The following is a 17,270-nucleotide window of genomic DNA, read 5'->3' on the forward strand; positions in this document are numbered from 1 at the left end:
AGTGGTTTGGTTAAGTACATCTTTGCATAACTTAACCAAACCTATCTCATTTTCTCAAACTCTAATAAACCGTTTTAATAATGATGTGAGGAGAAAAAATAATGAATGTGAAAACATTATTGGATAAAAGAATGGAAGAATTCATTCTTGTTTTGACAATGGCAATCATGGTACTTATTATGTTTATTCAGTCAACTTCGCGATATTTTTTCGGATTTTCTTTCAGTTGGGGATCCGAGTTCGCACAATATTTACACGTTTGGCAAATATGGATTGGTGCAAGTCTAGCTGTTCGATTACAATCTCATATTCGAGTGGATGTATTTATCAAATTGTTTCCACAGACGATTCAACGTTTTATTAATTTTTTAGCCCTTGTTTGTTGGTTTATTTTTGCAGGATTTTTAGCATTTGAAGGAAGTAAGTATGTCATAGATATGTTGGCAAGTGGTCAAACTAGTCCATCTCTTCAAGTTCCGATGTGGATTCCTTATTTAGCAATTCCAATTGGGGGAACTTTAATGGTCATTCGCTTAATTCAACAAATGTATTTATTGTTTACGAATAAAGATGGTCTATATGGAAAGGAGGAAATACAATGACGGTTGCCATTCTATTTGGATCATTTTTTCTACTAATGTTGATCGGTGTTCCTATCGCTTTATCACTTGGTCTTGCTTCTTTGGTAACAATGGTTTTTGCAACAGATTCATCACCAAATGTTATTATTCAAAAGGCGTTTACGTCATTAGATAGTTTTCCACTTATGGCCATCCCATTTTTTATATTAGCTGGTGTTTTAATGAGTCATGGTGGAATATCTAGAAGACTACTAAATTTAGCAACAGTTTTAATTGGTTTTATTACGGGTGGACTTGCGATGGTTACCGTTTTAGCAAGTATGTTTTTTGCGGCAATTTCGGGATCTGGACCGGCAACTGTTGCAGCGATTGGATCGTTTATGATACCTTCCATGAAAGAACAAAAATATAATAGTGGTTTTGCTGCCGCAATTACAGCTTCTGCTGGTTCCATTGGAGTGTTGATTCCACCAAGCATTCCATTTGTTATGTATGGGGTTGTTGGAACCGTTTCAATTGGTTCCATGTTTTTAGCAGGCATTATTCCAGGAATTATTTTAGGACTTGCTTTAATGATTGTATCTTTCATTATTGCGAAGAAAAATGGCTATAAGGGAACAGGTGAAGTTCCAACTTTTAAAGATGTCTTAAAAGCGCTTAATGAAGCGAAACTAGCCTTATTAATTCCAGTTATTATTTTAGGTGGAATTTATGCAGGAATTTTTTCTCCAACCGAATCAGCGGCAGTAGCTTCAATTTATGCACTTTTAATAGGCGTTTTTGTTTACAAAGAATTAAGTTGGAAAGCAGTTTATGAAAGTTTTTCTTCGGCTGCACTTACCAATGCTGCTACTGTCATTATTATCGGATTCTCTATTTCTTTTGCATATTTGATGACAAGAGAAAGAATTCCAGTTATCGTTGCAGATTTTATCGTAAGTATTTCCGATAGTCCAATTGTAATTATTTTAATTATTAATCTATTTCTATTAATTGTAGGAATGTTTATTGATACGATTTCGGCCATCGTTATATTAACACCAATTTTATTACCAGTCGTCACGAATATCGGAATTGATCCCATTCATTTCGGAATAATTCTTGTCATGAACTTGGCAATTGGCTTTGTGACACCACCACTAGGTGTTAATTTATTCGTCGCTTCCACTGTTGGAAAAGTTTCCTTTGAAACGATTGTAAAGGCGATGATACCTATTCTAATAACGATGCTTTTTGCCTTATTAGTCGTCATTTATTTTCCACCATTATCAACGGGACTTCCGAATTTATTGGCACCATAAGGTAAACGAACAATTTCATTTATGATTGTGAGCAACTTAGTATTGTTTTTCCTTTTATCTCGCCATATAATTAATCGTATAAATAGTCTTATTACCATATATCAATAATGCTTCTTTTCAAAGGTGGGGGATAGAACTTTCCAATATAGCTAGGACTACTTTAAACATAGAGCAAAATAGAGGGTATTCGAAATGATCATGTGGAAATTTAATATAATAAAACCTACCTAGCAATTAGAATATGCGAGAGTCCTGCGGAGAGGAAAGGCATCGTTGAGTTCCCTAAAGTCGCGTAGCTTGAGGCAAGCAAAATGCGCGACGTTCTGGGACTGCGCTTACTCGTCCCATCGAAAAGCCTTTGGACTCCGCTAAATGTTCGTCCCTTCGCAAAGCTTTGCATCTGCGCTTACTCGTCGCAATAAACATTATGCGTCGTCGGAGGCTAAGGCAGCCGTCCCGGCAAAGAACATGGCGAAAGTGACTAAAGGGAGCTTGAACAGATGTCGCCCTTGTGCTTGGTGAAAGCGTGTATATTCCATTTGCGAGGAGAAAACGATTTCCACGCTATTTTCTAATTACCCGAAATAGATAAATTTTTTAGGGAATAGTAGGAGAGAGTAGAGATGAATTTATTACAAAAAGTATTTGACAAAATTGATCAAGATTGGGAAGAAGAGGTTCACTTTTTACAAAAGCTTGGCAAGTATCCAAGTACATTAGGAAATGAAGCGGCTGTTCAACGTTTTGTGGAAAAAAAATATAGAGAAATGGGTCTGGAAATAGATACATTTATTCCCGATGCAAAACAACTGGTGAGTACTCCCGGTTACGGTCCACATGAGTGGTCTTATGATGGACGACCAATTGTCGTCGGTACATGGGGAGCCGAGGGGTCAAAAACAGGTAAAAGTCTTATATTACAAGGGCATATTGATGTAGTTAGTGCTGAACCTTTGCGATTATGGGATTATGATCCTTGGGCTTCAACGATTGAAGGAGATCGTATGTATGGACGTGGAATTTGCGATATGAAAGCAGGAGTTGCAGCTTATATTTATGCGGTAAAGGCGATTAAGGAATTAGGAATTAAGTTGAATGCAGACTTAATTTTACAAAGTGTTCATGAAGAAGAAGTAACAGGTAATGGGGCAGTAGCTGCTATTGCAAGAGGATATAAAGCGGATGCATGTTTAATTCCAGAACCATTTGGTCCAGCTGCAGTGACAACTCAAGTTGGTGTTTTATTATTTAAAGTCCGTGTTACAGGTAGTGGTGCACATGTTTTGGGCGCTGACCAGGCTGTAAATGCGATTGAAAAAGCAATGGTGCTTATCGAAGAAATGAAACGTTATCGTGATGATATTAATGCACAGCCGAAGCCAAAAGCGTTTGAAGCATTTGATCATCCGCTTAATGTGAATATCGGCGTGATACAAGGCGGGGATTGGGTATCGACTGTTCCTGCAGATTGTATGTTTGAGGTGCGGGTTGGATTTTATCCGGATATTGATCCACAAGTAATGATCGATGAGATTACAGATCGATTAATGCAAGCAGCGGCGAAAGATCCGTGGTTAAGCCAAATGCCACCTGACATTACATTTTACGGACATCATGCGTGGGGCTTAGACTTGGATAAAGATATGGACATGTTTAAAGTACTTGGTAGTGCCCATAAAAAAGTTCATGAAAATGATATGGAAAAAATTGCGATAACAGCGACAGTTGATACGGCCGCATACAATATTAATGGTATCCCTGCCACATGTTACGGTCCGGTTGGCGATAACCTTCATGCGCCGAATGAGTGGGTTCATTTGCCAAGTGTAAAAGAATGTACGAAAGTATATGCTGCATTTATTTTAGAATGGTGCGGAGTGCAAAATGCTGAGGAAGTAACAATGGAAGATTTAACTGTAGATATGTATTAAATATATAGTAAGAGAAATTTGAAAGATTGTTGGAGACTGATATACCAGTTTATGAAATGAGTGAAAGGGACAAAGGTAAGGATAATTTACATTGCTCCCTTTTTTGTCCACTGGCATAAACATAGCATGCAGATCATATGCTTATAAGTAAATAGTTTTTAGGAGGCGATGAATGTTTGATTAGCATTTTGCTTCTCGGTTCGTGGAATATCCTTCTTTTAATTATATGTATTGGTGTAACAATTCTTTCTATTATTTTTATCCTATTAAAAAAGTTAGATAAACCTTTCAATTTAATCTATTTTCTAGGCGGAATATGGTTATTGTTTTTCACGATTGGAAGTCCTATTCTTGCCATTAGTTATTTATCATTTAGTTTTCATATGATCCAAATGAGTTTTCTGTTTTTTATTATTCCACCGCTCATTTTACTTGGTATTCCTCAACAATGTTACGATCAAATCTCTCCTTTTATAAAAAAAACATACCGATTTCGATTTCAACTATCCCCTCAAATGGCACTTACTATGTTTGCACTCTTTTTCTTCTTGTACCATTTACCTTTTATATTAACGATTATTTCAGCAAATCCCCTTATCCAAAAGGGATATTTAACCATTTTATTTTTGCTTACTTTCCGGATGTGGTGGCCGATTGTAGCACCCAATATAGCGGTAAGCGATAGCAATGAAAAAAGAAAAAAGTTTATCCGCGACAGCAGTCTATACATTATGCCAGCTTGTCTTATGTTTATAATAGCTGGGTTCTTAGACGGAATGAGTAATCCGTTTTTTGGCCAAATTGCCACACATCTTTGCTTGCCAGCCGATGGTACGGTTGAAATTTTACCTTCACCTTTTAATACAAAATATGATCAAATATCGGCGGGAGTTTTTATGTTAGGTATACATAAAATGGTATTAATGTTTACTAATAGAATTGGGTTTAAGATGAATGGAACTGGCCAAAAAGTTTATCAGCAAAAAAAGGATGAAAAATAATATGGATCATTCCATTTTTAAGACAGAACCTTCACATTTCTTCTAGCACAATTTGCGTAACAATATCGTCATGATAAAAAAATTGCAGATGGATTTTCTCTTTCCTATCGACATAATGGAGCGAATCATCCATCCCCATATCCCGATATATGTAATTGTTTTTTCCGTATGTCTCTTTAACCGTTTGAATCGAATCACCGACTTGAATGTTATTTATCGTTGCCATTTTTGGATCAACGGTACTAATAAACGTAATTTTATCGTTATTATTTATCCCGATCGTTAGTTTCCTAAATTCCAGTGTCACATGATAAAAAACATTATCGATATTTCGATAAGAACCATATTTTTCTGCAAACTTATTGTCTACAGGGTCATATAGAGAAATGTCACCAATTTTTTCATGACCTAATTGTGTGCTTTTGACAAAATGGTGATTTACTTCATAAGTCCACCAACCAACAATAAATAAGACAACGAGCAAAGGAATCGCTAACATAAAAAAAACTAATTTTTTCTTCGCCTGAAACAGGAATGCTAATCCTAAACCAATAGGCATGACAATCAATAATAAAAATGCCATTAAAATGAGTCCCATGTCATTCACCTTTCTTATTAAATAAAGCTGGGTTCAAGCCGAGAATGCTGCCTTCCTGGGAATAATGCTGGGTTCAAGCCGAGAATGCTGCCTTCCTGGGAATAATGCTGGGTTCAAGCCGAGAATGCTGCCTTCCTGGGAATAAAGCTGGGTTCAAGCCGAGAATGCTGCCTTCTTGGGAATAATGCTGGGTTCAAGCCGAGAATGCTGCCTTCCTGGGAATAAAGCTGGGTTCAAGCCGAGAATGCCGCCTTCCTGGGAATAATGCTAGGTTCAAGCCGAGAATGCTGCCTTCCTGGGAATAATGCTTGGTTCAAGCCGAGAATGCTGCCTTCCAGGGAATAATGCTAGGTTCAAGCCGAGAATGCCGCCTTCTTGGGAATAATGCTGAGTTCAAGCCGCGAATGCTGCCTTCCTGGGAATAATGCTGGGTTCAAGCCGAGAATGCCGCCTTCTTGAGAATAATGCTGAGTTCAAGCCGAGAATGCTGCCTTCCTGGGAATAATGCTGAGTTCAAATCGGAAATGTGTTGTTCTTAGGAATAATGCTCATTTCAAAGCAAAAATGCGTTGAGCATTTGCAAAGAAATCTTTCAATTATTCCAACGACCATTTAAAAATATGGTATACCAAGGAGGAAGAGCAATAATCTTAAGCAAATAATTATCCATCTCCATAAACTATTTCAACCTTTTTGTTTTACTCATGCCTTTCATCGATAAATGAGTCTATATACATAGTAATTCTATGTATTGTGATAAAAAAGAAAGGAATATATTAAATTCCTCGTAAAATGCCTGCTTTGAAACTAAGCTTACTTACAGGGTAAAACAAAAACGTGATAATGATACATAAGAGGAGAAACGAATGATTCACAAAAGGTGCAAACCAATATTGAAATTTCTCAATAAAAATAATGAGTGCCATGAAAATAAAGTTAGGTAGTAAAGAAATGAATAGTGCGTTATTCATTCGCCATTCATTTTTGAACCCATATTGTTTACCAGCTATAAAACTGATAACTATCCAAAAAATGAAATAGCAATTCAAAATGAAAAGCTTTTTCTCGACTAAATGATCCCAGATGATCCCGAAAAGAGTAATATTCAAAAAATAACCGACAGTTATTAAAATACCGGTGAAAAACAAGAGGTAATTTATAAAAATAAGCTGCAGTATCAAGGGTTTTTTTGTCTCTGCATAAAACTGCATTGCTATTTGTTTTGGATCCCCCAACTCATTGATTATATTCGCTTTTGCTTGTTCTTCATCAAAGCCTAAAATAAATAAATCATCTAGTTTACATTCGATATGATGCTTATACTCCAATATAATTTCAGCTTTGTTCGGATGAGCACTTAATTCTTTTTCCAAACGGGAAATAAAATGCTTAATCATAGCGGTTTCTCCAATAATCGGTTTATCACTTTCGTAAATACATTCCATTCTTTCGTTTTCGCATCTAAAATTTTCTGTCCATCAGTAGTAATTTGATAATATTTCCTTGCTGGCCCTTTAGCTTGTTCCACCCAATAAGATGAAATACATCCTTGTTCCTCAAGTTTGTGAAGTGCTGGATATAACGTACCTTCTTTTATTTTTAATGTATTTTCACTTCTTTTTTCCATTTCTTTGACGATCTGATACCCGTACATATCTTCCTCAAATAACAGCTGCAAAACAATTAACGATGTACTTCCTTTTAGAAGCTCCCGGTCGAACATTTTTCCACCTACCAAGTATTAATAGGTATAGTGTACATGAAATTACTACTATGTTCAACCAATTTTAGCGAATACCGATTGTTCTATCTAGGAAAATGATGCAATAGAATGTACTAATAAGGTAAAAGGGCTGAGCGAGATGGCGAATGAGACAAGTTTTCTTCACATAGAGGGAATGTATTGTTCCAATTGTGCAAATCGAATTGAAAAAGTAGTGGGGAAGTTGGATGGAGTGGAAGAAGTAACTATTAATTTAACAACAGAAAAAGGAAAAATTATTTATGATCAACAAAAGACAAGCATTACTAGCGTAATCAAGAAGATAAATAAGATAGGTTTTCAAGCAAAACTAACTCCTGCAAAAGCTCAAAAAAATAAAGAATTAAACGTGCTTAAATGGAATTTTATATGTTCTGCAATGCTGACTTTCCCTTTAGCATGGTCAATGCTCGCACACTTTGCTTGGACAACATTTATTTATATCCCACCATTGGTGACAAATCCATTTTTTCAATTATTCATTACGATCCCGATTCAATTTATCATCGGATTTCCATTTTATGAACGAGCATGGAAAGCAATCAAAAGTGGAAGTGCAAATATGGATGTACTAGTTGTATTAAGTACAAGTGCAGCATTTTTTTATAGTCATTATGTTACTTTTACAACACCAGATTTTTTATTTACGACAGGATCAGCAGTTTTGTTTTATGAAACGAGTGCCTTTATTATTACGTTTATTTTATTAGGAAGACTATTAGAAGCAAAAACAAAATCAAAAACGACAGTTGCATTGGAAAAATTGTATCATATGCAAATAAAAACAGCGACGCTCATTAAAAATGGAGAGGAAATGCTAACTTCTGTTGCTCAACTTGTACCTGGAGATATTATCTTAATTAAACCAGGAGAAAAAGTGCCGATTGATGGACAAGTAATCGAAGGCTATTCTTTGCTAGATGAAGCATTACTCACTGGGGAAAGTATTCCAATTGAAAAACGGATTGGATCTTTCGTTTATGCAGGAACAATCAATCAACAAGGAGTATTAAAAATTATCGCAACAAAAAAAGAGTCGGAAACAATTTTATCTAATATTATTAATATAGTAGAAGAAGCACAAAGTTCAAAAGCGCCGATTCAACAACTAGCCGATAAAATTACCGGCGTGTTTGTCCCAATTGTCATCATGGTTGCGATCATAACTTTTTTTGGCTCGTATTTTCTGTTTGATCAAGGGAATGTGAGTGGAGCACTCAGCAAAGTGATTGCTGTATTAATTATTGCATGTCCATGTGCCCTTGGACTTGCTACACCAACATCTATTATGGTTGGAAGCGGACGAGCAGCTCAATTAGGGATTTTATTTAAAGAAGGAAAGTTTTTAGAGTTACTTGCTAAATGCAATACTATTTTATTAGATAAAACAGGTACGATTACGAGTGGAATACTTCAAGTTACCAATGTATATGTTGATTCCCTTCATTATGATCGTTTTATGGAATTGGTAGGTGCTGTTGAACGGACATCAGATCATCCAGTAGCTAGAGCAGTTTGCGTTAAAGCAAAAGAAGAAGGCGTGACATTTCCGGTAGCTCAGAACGTTCAAAATGTCCCTGGATATGGAATAATGGCGGTTGTAGATGGTATGGATGTGAAAATCGCAAGTAGTTCGTTTTATCGAAAAAATAAAATTGATCTTCCTCTTAAAGCGCTCCAGTTAGAAAAAGCATATAAAAAAGCGGGAAAAACAGTTATGATCGTTTTTATCGATAACAAATTTGCTGGGGTAATTGCTTTATTTGATGAAATGAAGTCATCGTCCGTTACGGCAGTTTCACAGTTAAAGCAGATGGGGTTAAACGTTATGTTAGTAACCGGAGATCACCATCAAGCTGGTGTACAAATAGCTAAAAAAATTGGTATAAAAGAAGTGTATGCTGAATGTTCACCAACTGAAAAAGCTACAATCGTAAAGCGACTACAGAAAAAAGGTAATCAAGTTATGATGGTCGGCGATGGAATTAATGATGCACCAGCACTTGCTGTAGCCGATGTCGGCGTAGCGATTGGTACAGGTTCAGATATTGCGATTGAATCAGGCGATATTACGATGATAAAAGGAAATATATATCGTTTAATAGATGCAATTCATATTAGTAAGAGAACGATGAACAATATAAAACAAAATTTTGGATGGGCTTTTATTTACAATATTATCATGATTCCATTTGCCATGTTTGGTATACTAGTACCTTGGCTTGCAGGGGCAGCAATGGCCTTTAGTTCAATCGCTGTTGTTCTTAACTCATTAAGACTAAAACATGTTAAGATATAAAAATTTGAAAAAGCGCTCTGTGATCAGATCGCTTTTTCGTCATCTTCTTTACACATTGCAACAAAGGTGTTCTAATTCCATGATGGATGATGGAAATTTCGCAAATCAGCGTTCGTCTCTTCAATGGATGCCTCAAATTTTACGCACTGAGATTAAAATTTCCGCACTGAGACTAAAATTTCCGTACTTTTCTTTTTTCAAAGACTAGAATTCCACAATGCCCCTCAGAGACATTTCTCGAAAATTCTGCCCTTCTTCATTACGAATTCCCTACTTAATTAGAAGCTGCCTTTATCTATGTATAAAGTAGCTTATTAGATAAGCAGCTAAAACATGCATAATTATCATGTTCAGGTACAAACTATTAATTGTAATTTATTAACAAATGAAAGGAAGCTATGTATGGATAAAAGGGAAGAGGAATCGTCAGCTGATCAACTCTATGATAGAAGATTAAAAGGTACGTTTATTACGGTTTTGGGAATTGGAGTCATTATTTTTATTTCGTGGTTGGCAATGTTCCTTTACTATATTGCAACTGTTTAAAACGTTTCATATGTTCATCTCTTTGTTTGAGAAATCTAAATCCAAGGAGTGCTTTTATTATGTTCCATATGCCTAAATTTGAAAAAATATGGCTAGCAATTGGTACAGGTTCACTAGTTTTATTTCTACTTGTCACAGGAGTGATGGCGGTAGCAATGGGATTAAATCCTCCTGATGGGCTGGCTACAACGATTGAGCCTGATCAGGTTGAAGCACAAGCGCCGTTTGATCATCCGGGACTTGAACAAATAGGACCAAACGAGTATAAAGCTACTATTTTATCCTATGCATTTGGCTATGATCCAAACACGATTACGATACCAGTTGGATCGACGGTACATTTTGAAGTAACAACAAAAGATGTTGTTCACGGTCTTCATGTTCCAGGTACACCAACTAATTTAATGCTCGTACCAGGTCATATTGCTGAATATTCACAAACATTCAATGAGCCTGGTGAATTTTTATTTTTATGTCATGAGTATTGCGGAATTGGTCATGAATTAATGTATGGGAAAATTATTGTTGAGGATACAGTATAGGAAGGGGAACAAACATGAGTGATATAACACTTGATAAAGATGAACATGGTAATGTGTTAACAGATTTCGATTTTGAACAAAAAGATGCCAATTTAATTATGTCCTATATTATATTTTCCATTATTGCTATTTTTCTTGGCGGTTTGGCAGGACTACTCCAAATGATGCAGCGTAGTGGTTGGATTACGTTACCGAATTGGTTAACATATTATCAATTGCTTACAGCTCATGGAGTACTGCTTGCCTTAGTTTTTACCACATTTTTCATTATTGGCTATTTGTTTTCTGGGGTAACTCGTACACTTGATGGAAAGCTTACGCCAGGTGCAAGGACGTTAGGATGGATCGGTTTTTATTTAATGGCCATAGGTAGTCTCGTTGGAACAGCGATTATTTTAATGAATGATGGGACGGTGTTATATACTTTTTACGCACCAATGCAAGCATCCCCATGGTTTTATGTTAGTTTAGCGTTGTTAATTGTCGGCAGTTGGTTTAGTTCTGCGGGCATTTTGGCAGCGTATATCCATTGGCGAAAAAAGAATAAAAATCAAGCTTCCCCTTTATTTGCGTATATGTCAGTTGCAACAATAATTCTTTGGATTCATGCAAGTCTTGCGGTTGCAGTGTCGGTTGTGTTTTTTCTTATCCCATGGGCTTTTGGCTGGGTTCCTCGTGTTGATGTTTCACTAACACGCATTTTATTTTGGTATTTTGGACATGCACTCGTTTATTTTTGGCTTTTGCCAGCTTATATTTATTGGTATGTAAACATTCCTCAAGTAATCGGTGGAAAAATTTTCAGTAACTCATTGCCAAGACTCACATTTATCTTATTAATTTTGTTTTCAGTACCAGTCGGAATTCATCATCAATTAACAGAACCAGGCATACAATCATTTTGGAAATTTCTCCAAGTCGTCTTAACGATGATGGTTGTCGTTCCTTCATTAATTACTGCATTTTCGGTTGTAGCTACTTTTGAATTAACAGGTAGATCAAAAGGAGGGAAAGGATTATTCGGTTGGGTAACAAAACTCCCATGGAAAGATGCTCGCTTTTTTGCCACGATTTTAGCGATGATTATTTTTGTACCAGCTGGGGCGGGGGGAATTATTAATGGAAGCTATCAATTAAACCAAATGGTACATAATACATGGTTTATTACGGGACACTTTCATCTGACACTTGCTACATCTGTTGTATTAACATTTTTTGCTATATCTTATTGGCTAATTCCTGTCTTAACGAAACGAGTATTTACGAAAGGGTTAAACAGGTTAGCTATTGTTCAAACAATATGTTGGGTTGTTGGTGTATTGTTGATGGGAGGTATTATGCATTTTGCTGGTATTAAAGGAGCGCCTCGTCGAACGGCTCATTCGACTTATGGGGATCATGAACTCGCCTTGTCCTGGCTATCTTATAGCCAGATTATTGCAATCGGTGGGGTACTTCTTTTTATCGCGATCGTATTAGTTCTCTATATTTGGATAAAGCTAATCTTTTTTGCCCCAAAATCGGAGAAAACGATTGAATATCCAATTGGAGTCATTAATGAACGAGCAGAAGATCCACCACCAATTCTAGAAAGGTGGAGTGTGTGGATCGGTGTTTCGATCGCATTATCAGTTATCGCCTATGCTGTCCCAATTTATCAAGTTGTCGTAAACAATGATCCAGGTTCGTTACCGTTTCGAACTTGGTAATAATGAAAAAATAGTGCACGCTGATGATGTTTTGATGAAAGCCCATCATCAGACGTGCCTTTTACTTTTTAAAGTCTATTTGAAAAGAGTCATTATCCATTCGCACAACTCTTTTTGCAGGCTTTGTTTCTGAAATTACTTTCCCACAACGAATAACATAGAGACATTCACTTGTGAGACGAATGGCTTCTTTTTCATCCGTTGCATCGAGAATAATGCAATCAGCTTTATTTCCTTCCTTAATACCATAACCGTCGGAAATATGAAGTGTTTTTGCTCCATTGTGGGAAATCATCTGAAACAATTGCCCTATTTGTTTTTCTCCACTTAAATGTGCCGTATGCAAAAGAAGATGTGCTGCTTGTAACATGCTTCCTTTTCCAATTGGTCCAAATGGATCCATCAAATTATCGTTCCCGATACTAACATTTACACCTGATGCTAGTAATTCATCTACCCTTGTTGTACCTCTTTTTTTCGGATAGCCGTCTAGTCGATTTTGTAACAGTGCATTGGAAAATGGATTGGTGACAATGTTAACCCCAGCCCGTCGTATCGTATGAATTAATTTTGCCGCATAATCATTATGGTAATTGTGCATTGCAGTTGTGTGACTCGCTGTAACAAGTCCTGCCATATCACGCTCAATAGTAAATTTAGCAATGACTTCTGTAAATCTTGACTGGTCATCACCTGTTTCATCTGTATGAATATCGATTAACTTATCGTATTTTTCGGCTAAGTCAAAAACATACTGAATTGACTTTATTCCATCTTCACGTGTTAATTCCGCTTGTGGCAGTCCACCGACCACATCCGCTCCCATCTTTATCGCCTCTTCCAACAAGGAATCCATCCCTTGGTAAGCAAAAATGCCATCTTGGGGAAAGGCTACAACTTGAAGATCAACATATTGTTTTAGTTCTTCCTTTAGTTCTAAAATTGCTTTCATTGTGCGTAAATTCGGTTCTGTTGAATCAGTATGTGCCCGAATATGAAGAACACCGTTGGCAATTAGCCACTGGATTGCTTGTTTCGCACGAGTTTTCACATCTTCTTTTGAAAAGTTAGTTTTATATTCACCCCAAATATCGATTGCTTCAAGCAATGTTCCAGATTGATTATAACGGGGATTTCCAACACTAAGGGCGGAGTCAAGGTGAATATGTGATTCGACAAAAGGAGGACGTACTAAATTTTCTAACGCATCTATTTCCTTCATCGCTTTTTCCTGAATAGTTTCTGTGATTTGTACAAACTTGCCGTCTTTTATCCCAATATCCACTGTGCTTTCTTGACTCTTTACTTTAGCATTCCGAATAATAAGATCCATTTGGTGAAAACCTCTTTCAAATTGAATTATGTCCTTACCTATATCATAATACGTAAAAATAGAATGACAAGACACGAAAGAAAAAATCATTGATTTGTCAAAAAATCGTGCAGCAAATGTATTATTTTTATAAATTAGCCGAGAACACTCGCGATTTCAGTTGCACAGAGAAATCGGCTTAGCTTAAGGTATACCTTTACGTATGTCAATAATCAAGAACAAAAAGCGCGTATGTTTTGGGAGATGTCATTGTTTTAAAAATATAAAGATGCTTTGTTGTGGTCTCAGTATTTATGGACTGGGTACGTCTATAAGACAGTGTAAGTAAGCATTTTGCATCTCTTCTTTTTGGATACTTTGCGAGTGTACTTGTTCAATGACGATATGGTAACGGATCAAATCGGTTTTGTCTATTTTTTCTCAATATGTACGCAGTTCCTATAGGTTTTTTCATCACTCATATTGATCCAAATGGTAGGATCTAATTCATCAATCTGATAACTAAATTGTATTTATCCCAAGCATCATTAAGAACTTCAGGCACGATGTCACCAAATAATATAAAGAATAATCCAGCGGTAATAACAACGACGGCACTTGATATATATTATTTTAATTCATTTAAAATAATTGCTTTTCAATCCAAGGAATAAACATGATGACTAAAAATGAGACGGATGAGAGCAAACGATGATAGTACACTTTTTCTTCCCGGTGAAATATCCATTCCTCGATCCCTTGAATACTGGAAAGAAGCAATAATAATCCAGTAACCATATATGGTGAAAAGTCAAGATGGGGGTAAATACTCGCAAACATGCCGGTAATGAAAAACATAACAATGGCCACAATTTCAAATAGAACAAAATATTTATTTCTTCCTGTTGCGAACAACCAATATCGTTTATCTTGTATGTTTTTCCGCCGATGTAAAAAATAAGAACGGATGAATAGATACATAGTTAAAATAACGAGAAGGCTTACGAGATAAAAAAGCATTTATATTTACCTCCTAAAAATTAATAAATATAAACAACATCACCGACAAAACGAAAATTCCCTGCCTTTTTTACTACTTATTACCATTATGCATAAATAACAATTAAAGGTAAAGGGTGGAAAACATTAATAATGTAAAAAGTGGACAACGACATAAAGGAATGGAATTGAAATGATGCATAACACAGTTGTTAATAATACTCCTAATGAACCGAAAAAAGTATCAGCGCCATATTTTTGTGCATACAGAGAAATAGTTGGAGCTGAAGGCATCCCTGAAACAACAACTGCTATGAATAAAACTGAAATTGGTACAGGTAAAGCGAAAAACGGCAGTAAAAATAAAGGAATGATGATTAACCTTGTGATGGTTGCTTTCCATAAATATTTGTTTGTTACTTGTTTACAAGGAAAACCCTTTACATTTGCAATTAATATGCCGATCATCATCATCGAAAGTGGGATGGTCATTTTTCCGATAAGTTCCAATCCATTTGATACGGTAGTTGGTAAACGGATGGGGGATAAAAAGAGAAGGAGACCAATAATAGTAGAAAGGATACCTGGATTTAAAAATATATTTTTCCAATCGATCATTCCCTTTTCTTTATTAAATAAATAAATTCCGTATGTCCAAATTAAAATCAAATAACAAATATTAAACATCGTTAAATAAATAATCCCTTGTTCTCCCAATAAAATAAAACTAACAGCATAACCGATAAATCCCTGATTACCGAAAATAATAATTCCTTCATAAACACTTCTTTGCCTTTCAGGAAGAGCGGAACGTCTTCCCATCCATGAAGCAAAACATATGGAAAGGAGTAGAATATATATGGACATAGAAACAAGCCAGAGGAATTCCGTTAAAACTGTAATGGAAAATGAGGTATCGAGAGAAAATATAATAAGTGCTGGTAACGTAATATATAAAATTAATGGAGTTAGTACATGGCTAGCATGTTCATTTAAAATCCCTTTTTTTCTGACGATGAAGCCTACTATTGCGATCGCATAAAGAACGAACATTTCTTGTAGAAAAGCACCTACTGTACTCATTTTTACTCCCCCTTCATTACTATATGGGTGAAAAAGAGGGGGTGTTCATCATTTATTCAGTAAATGTTCATAATAAAAAAGCCACTACAGCAATGTGCAGTAACTTTTCTTTAACACCTTCAGTCTTCTAATGTTAAAATAAGTAGCAAGTATAGTATGTATACTCCTAAATACGCTCCTGTGAATAAAAATAAAGGATTTAAGAAAATCGCGTGAATATTTGTCATAAATACAGTTTTATCTCGAATTATTTCATATATGGCGGTCGCTGAAATATTACCAAATATGAGTGTACAAATAATCGCCAGTAAATTGAATATAAACCGACACTTTGTCCAAACTCTCTGTAAAAAGAACATAATGATTGGGACGACCATACTTCCTAAAATGATTACTATTTTCACAACTCTCACCTACTACTAATTTTTTATCTCCGCAGCGTTACTTATCTCCCGCTTCTATAGGCAGGAGATAGTGCCGATAATGCAAATAAGTAAATCATTATTTATTTGCCAAGCTCCGAAATAAATGCGACGAAGGTTCAGATGGAAAAATGAAGCAAACTAAGAACTCGGGCGTTCTGGGACTGCGCTTACTCGTCCCACCGAAAAGCATTGTCTCAGGCGTTTTCCCTAGTATGTCCTGTGCATCGAAACTCCATACTGAATCAATAACATTTTACAGCCCTTCCGAAACCCCTAGTAAAATAATCCCCAACATAACGACGGCAATCATAACATATTGCCTAACCGATAATACTTCCTTCAAGAAAATACGTGACAAAATGACGGAAAAAATTCCGTGTGCAGCTATTAGCGGTGCTGCAATGATCGCATTTCCCGCCATGGCAAATACATAAAAGAATTGCCCTGTTGTCTCTAAAATGGCTGCCATTCCTTTATCTCGTTCTTTCAGTAAAACAAACGTCTCTTTCTTTATGAATTTTAAGTAGCAATAACAGATAAGTGCAACGATAAAAAAAGTAAATTCATAAGATAGTAGTGCAGCATCTTCACTAATCAATTTTAATTCATCAAGATAAATTCCATCCGCAAATGTACCTAGTCCATCGATAAGTGCATATAGTATTGGAAACGTAATCGCCAGTACACTAAGTTGATATTTCGGATCGATGACTTCATTCTGTTTCTTCAATGCATATGTTTCTGCCTGTTTTTCAAAAACTGCCAGTGTAATAACACCAATTGTAACAATGACAATTCCGGCAATATCGATCACATTCATCTCCCTAGGGAAAAAGATAAATAATAAAATAGCACTAACAGCCCCAGCTGAATTTTGTACGGGAGCAGCAATCGATAATTCAATATAACGAAGTCCAATATAACCGATCGTCATCGATAAAATATACATTGCCGAAACAGGTAAATATCGGATCATATCAAATGGATCAAATGTAATATCTTTGATAAACATATAGGATATTGCATGAATTCCCATTACAAAGCCGACCATCGTTACAATTTTTAAGTGACTGTATTTATCGCTAATATGAGATCCCTTCTTATAAAAGAGGTTGGCAGCACCCCATGCAATAGCTGTTAAAATAGAAAAAATAAACCACATGAAACTTGATTCCTCCATC

Annotated in this window: 16 protein-coding genes; 8 read left to right on the forward strand and 8 right to left on the reverse strand. The window is 36.0% G+C overall.

Annotated elements, in window-relative coordinates; all coding sequences use genetic code 11:
* Window positions 1–101 precede the first annotated feature (101 nt).
* The 4 genes from DFR56_RS10130 to DFR56_RS10145 all read left to right on the forward strand — a co-directional run bounded on the left by DFR56_RS10130 (window position 102) and on the right by DFR56_RS10145 (window position 4,814).
* On the forward strand, window positions 102–602 hold the full coding sequence (locus DFR56_RS10130; protein WP_110395321.1) for a TRAP transporter small permease: 501 nt from the start codon (window positions 102–104) through the stop codon (window positions 600–602).
* Entirely contained in the window at window positions 599–1,882 is a 1,284-nt protein-coding gene (locus DFR56_RS10135) for a TRAP transporter large permease (protein WP_110395322.1), read from the forward strand. The genes DFR56_RS10130 and DFR56_RS10135 overlap by 4 nt, the downstream gene beginning before the upstream one ends.
* A 623-nt stretch (window positions 1,883–2,505) precedes the next feature.
* Window positions 2,506–3,813 carry an ArgE/DapE family deacylase gene (locus DFR56_RS10140; RefSeq protein WP_110395323.1) on the forward strand — a complete coding sequence of 436 codons (1,308 nt, stop codon included), beginning with the start codon at window positions 2,506–2,508 and terminating at the stop codon, window positions 3,811–3,813.
* Window positions 3,814–3,989: 176 nt separating this feature from the next.
* Window positions 3,990–4,814, forward strand: a complete 825-nt coding sequence (locus DFR56_RS10145) for a cytochrome c oxidase assembly protein (RefSeq protein WP_110395324.1) — start codon at window positions 3,990–3,992, stop codon at window positions 4,812–4,814.
* 31 nt (window positions 4,815–4,845) lie between these two features.
* On the opposite strand, the gene DFR56_RS10150 is transcribed toward DFR56_RS10145, so the two are convergent.
* The 3 genes from DFR56_RS10150 to DFR56_RS10160 form a co-directional block, all read right to left on the reverse strand.
* A complete protein-coding gene (locus DFR56_RS10150; RefSeq protein WP_110395325.1) occupies window positions 4,846–5,412 on the reverse strand; it encodes a hypothetical protein in 567 nt (188 codons plus the stop codon).
* A gap of 776 nt (window positions 5,413–6,188) precedes the next feature.
* A complete protein-coding gene (locus DFR56_RS10155) occupies window positions 6,189–6,809 on the reverse strand; it encodes an HAAS signaling domain-containing protein (RefSeq protein WP_110395326.1) in 621 nt (206 codons plus the stop codon).
* The gene (locus tag DFR56_RS10160) at window positions 6,806–7,135 is read right to left on the reverse strand and encodes a PadR family transcriptional regulator (RefSeq protein ID WP_110395327.1); all 330 of its coding nucleotides are present in this window, start codon (window positions 7,133–7,135) and stop codon (window positions 6,806–6,808) included. Before DFR56_RS10160 ends, DFR56_RS10155 begins: the two co-directional genes overlap by 4 nt.
* A gap of 139 nt (window positions 7,136–7,274) precedes the next feature.
* On the opposite strand from DFR56_RS10160, the gene DFR56_RS10165 reads away from it, so the two are divergent.
* From DFR56_RS10165 to DFR56_RS10180, 4 genes are all read left to right on the forward strand, one after another.
* Window positions 7,275–9,473 carry a heavy metal translocating P-type ATPase gene (locus tag DFR56_RS10165; protein ID WP_110395328.1) on the forward strand — a complete coding sequence of 733 codons (2,199 nt, stop codon included), beginning with the start codon at window positions 7,275–7,277 and terminating at the stop codon, window positions 9,471–9,473.
* A 402-nt stretch (window positions 9,474–9,875) separates the two neighbouring features.
* The gene (locus DFR56_RS10170; protein WP_110395329.1) at window positions 9,876–10,019 is read left to right on the forward strand and encodes a cytochrome c oxidase subunit 2A; all 144 of its coding nucleotides are present in this window, start codon (window positions 9,876–9,878) and stop codon (window positions 10,017–10,019) included.
* Between the two features lie 59 nt (window positions 10,020–10,078).
* Window positions 10,079–10,561 carry a cytochrome c oxidase subunit II gene (locus tag DFR56_RS10175; protein WP_110395330.1) on the forward strand — a complete coding sequence of 161 codons (483 nt, stop codon included), beginning with the start codon at window positions 10,079–10,081 and terminating at the stop codon, window positions 10,559–10,561.
* Window positions 10,562–10,575: 14 nt separating this feature from the next.
* A complete protein-coding gene (locus DFR56_RS10180; RefSeq protein ID WP_110395331.1) occupies window positions 10,576–12,270 on the forward strand; it encodes a cbb3-type cytochrome c oxidase subunit I in 1,695 nt (564 codons plus the stop codon).
* Window positions 12,271–12,331: 61 nt separating this feature from the next.
* On the opposite strand, the gene codA is transcribed toward DFR56_RS10180, so the two are convergent.
* The 5 genes from codA to DFR56_RS10205 form a co-directional block, all read right to left on the reverse strand.
* Window positions 12,332–13,603, reverse strand: coding sequence for a cytosine deaminase (gene codA / locus DFR56_RS10185; protein ID WP_110395332.1), 1,272 nt, complete (start codon window positions 13,601–13,603; stop codon window positions 12,332–12,334).
* Between the two features lie 621 nt (window positions 13,604–14,224).
* The gene (locus tag DFR56_RS10190) at window positions 14,225–14,602 is read right to left on the reverse strand and encodes a DUF4181 domain-containing protein (RefSeq protein ID WP_110395333.1); all 378 of its coding nucleotides are present in this window, start codon (window positions 14,600–14,602) and stop codon (window positions 14,225–14,227) included.
* A gap of 126 nt (window positions 14,603–14,728) precedes the next feature.
* Entirely contained in the window at window positions 14,729–15,664 is a 936-nt protein-coding gene (locus DFR56_RS10195) for an AEC family transporter (protein ID WP_110395334.1), read from the reverse strand.
* A 119-nt stretch (window positions 15,665–15,783) separates the two neighbouring features.
* Window positions 15,784–16,068, reverse strand: a complete 285-nt coding sequence (locus tag DFR56_RS10200; protein ID WP_110395335.1) for a transposase — start codon at window positions 16,066–16,068, stop codon at window positions 15,784–15,786.
* A gap of 274 nt (window positions 16,069–16,342) precedes the next feature.
* On the reverse strand, window positions 16,343–17,251 hold the full coding sequence (locus DFR56_RS10205; protein WP_110395336.1) for an EamA family transporter: 909 nt from the start codon (window positions 17,249–17,251) through the stop codon (window positions 16,343–16,345).
* Between the last annotated feature and the right edge of the window lie 19 nt (window positions 17,252–17,270).

The sequence above is a fragment of the Pseudogracilibacillus auburnensis genome, from assembly GCF_003201975.1.
In the GTDB taxonomy this organism is placed as follows: Bacteria; Bacillota; Bacilli; order Bacillales; family Amphibacillaceae; genus Pseudogracilibacillus; species Pseudogracilibacillus auburnensis.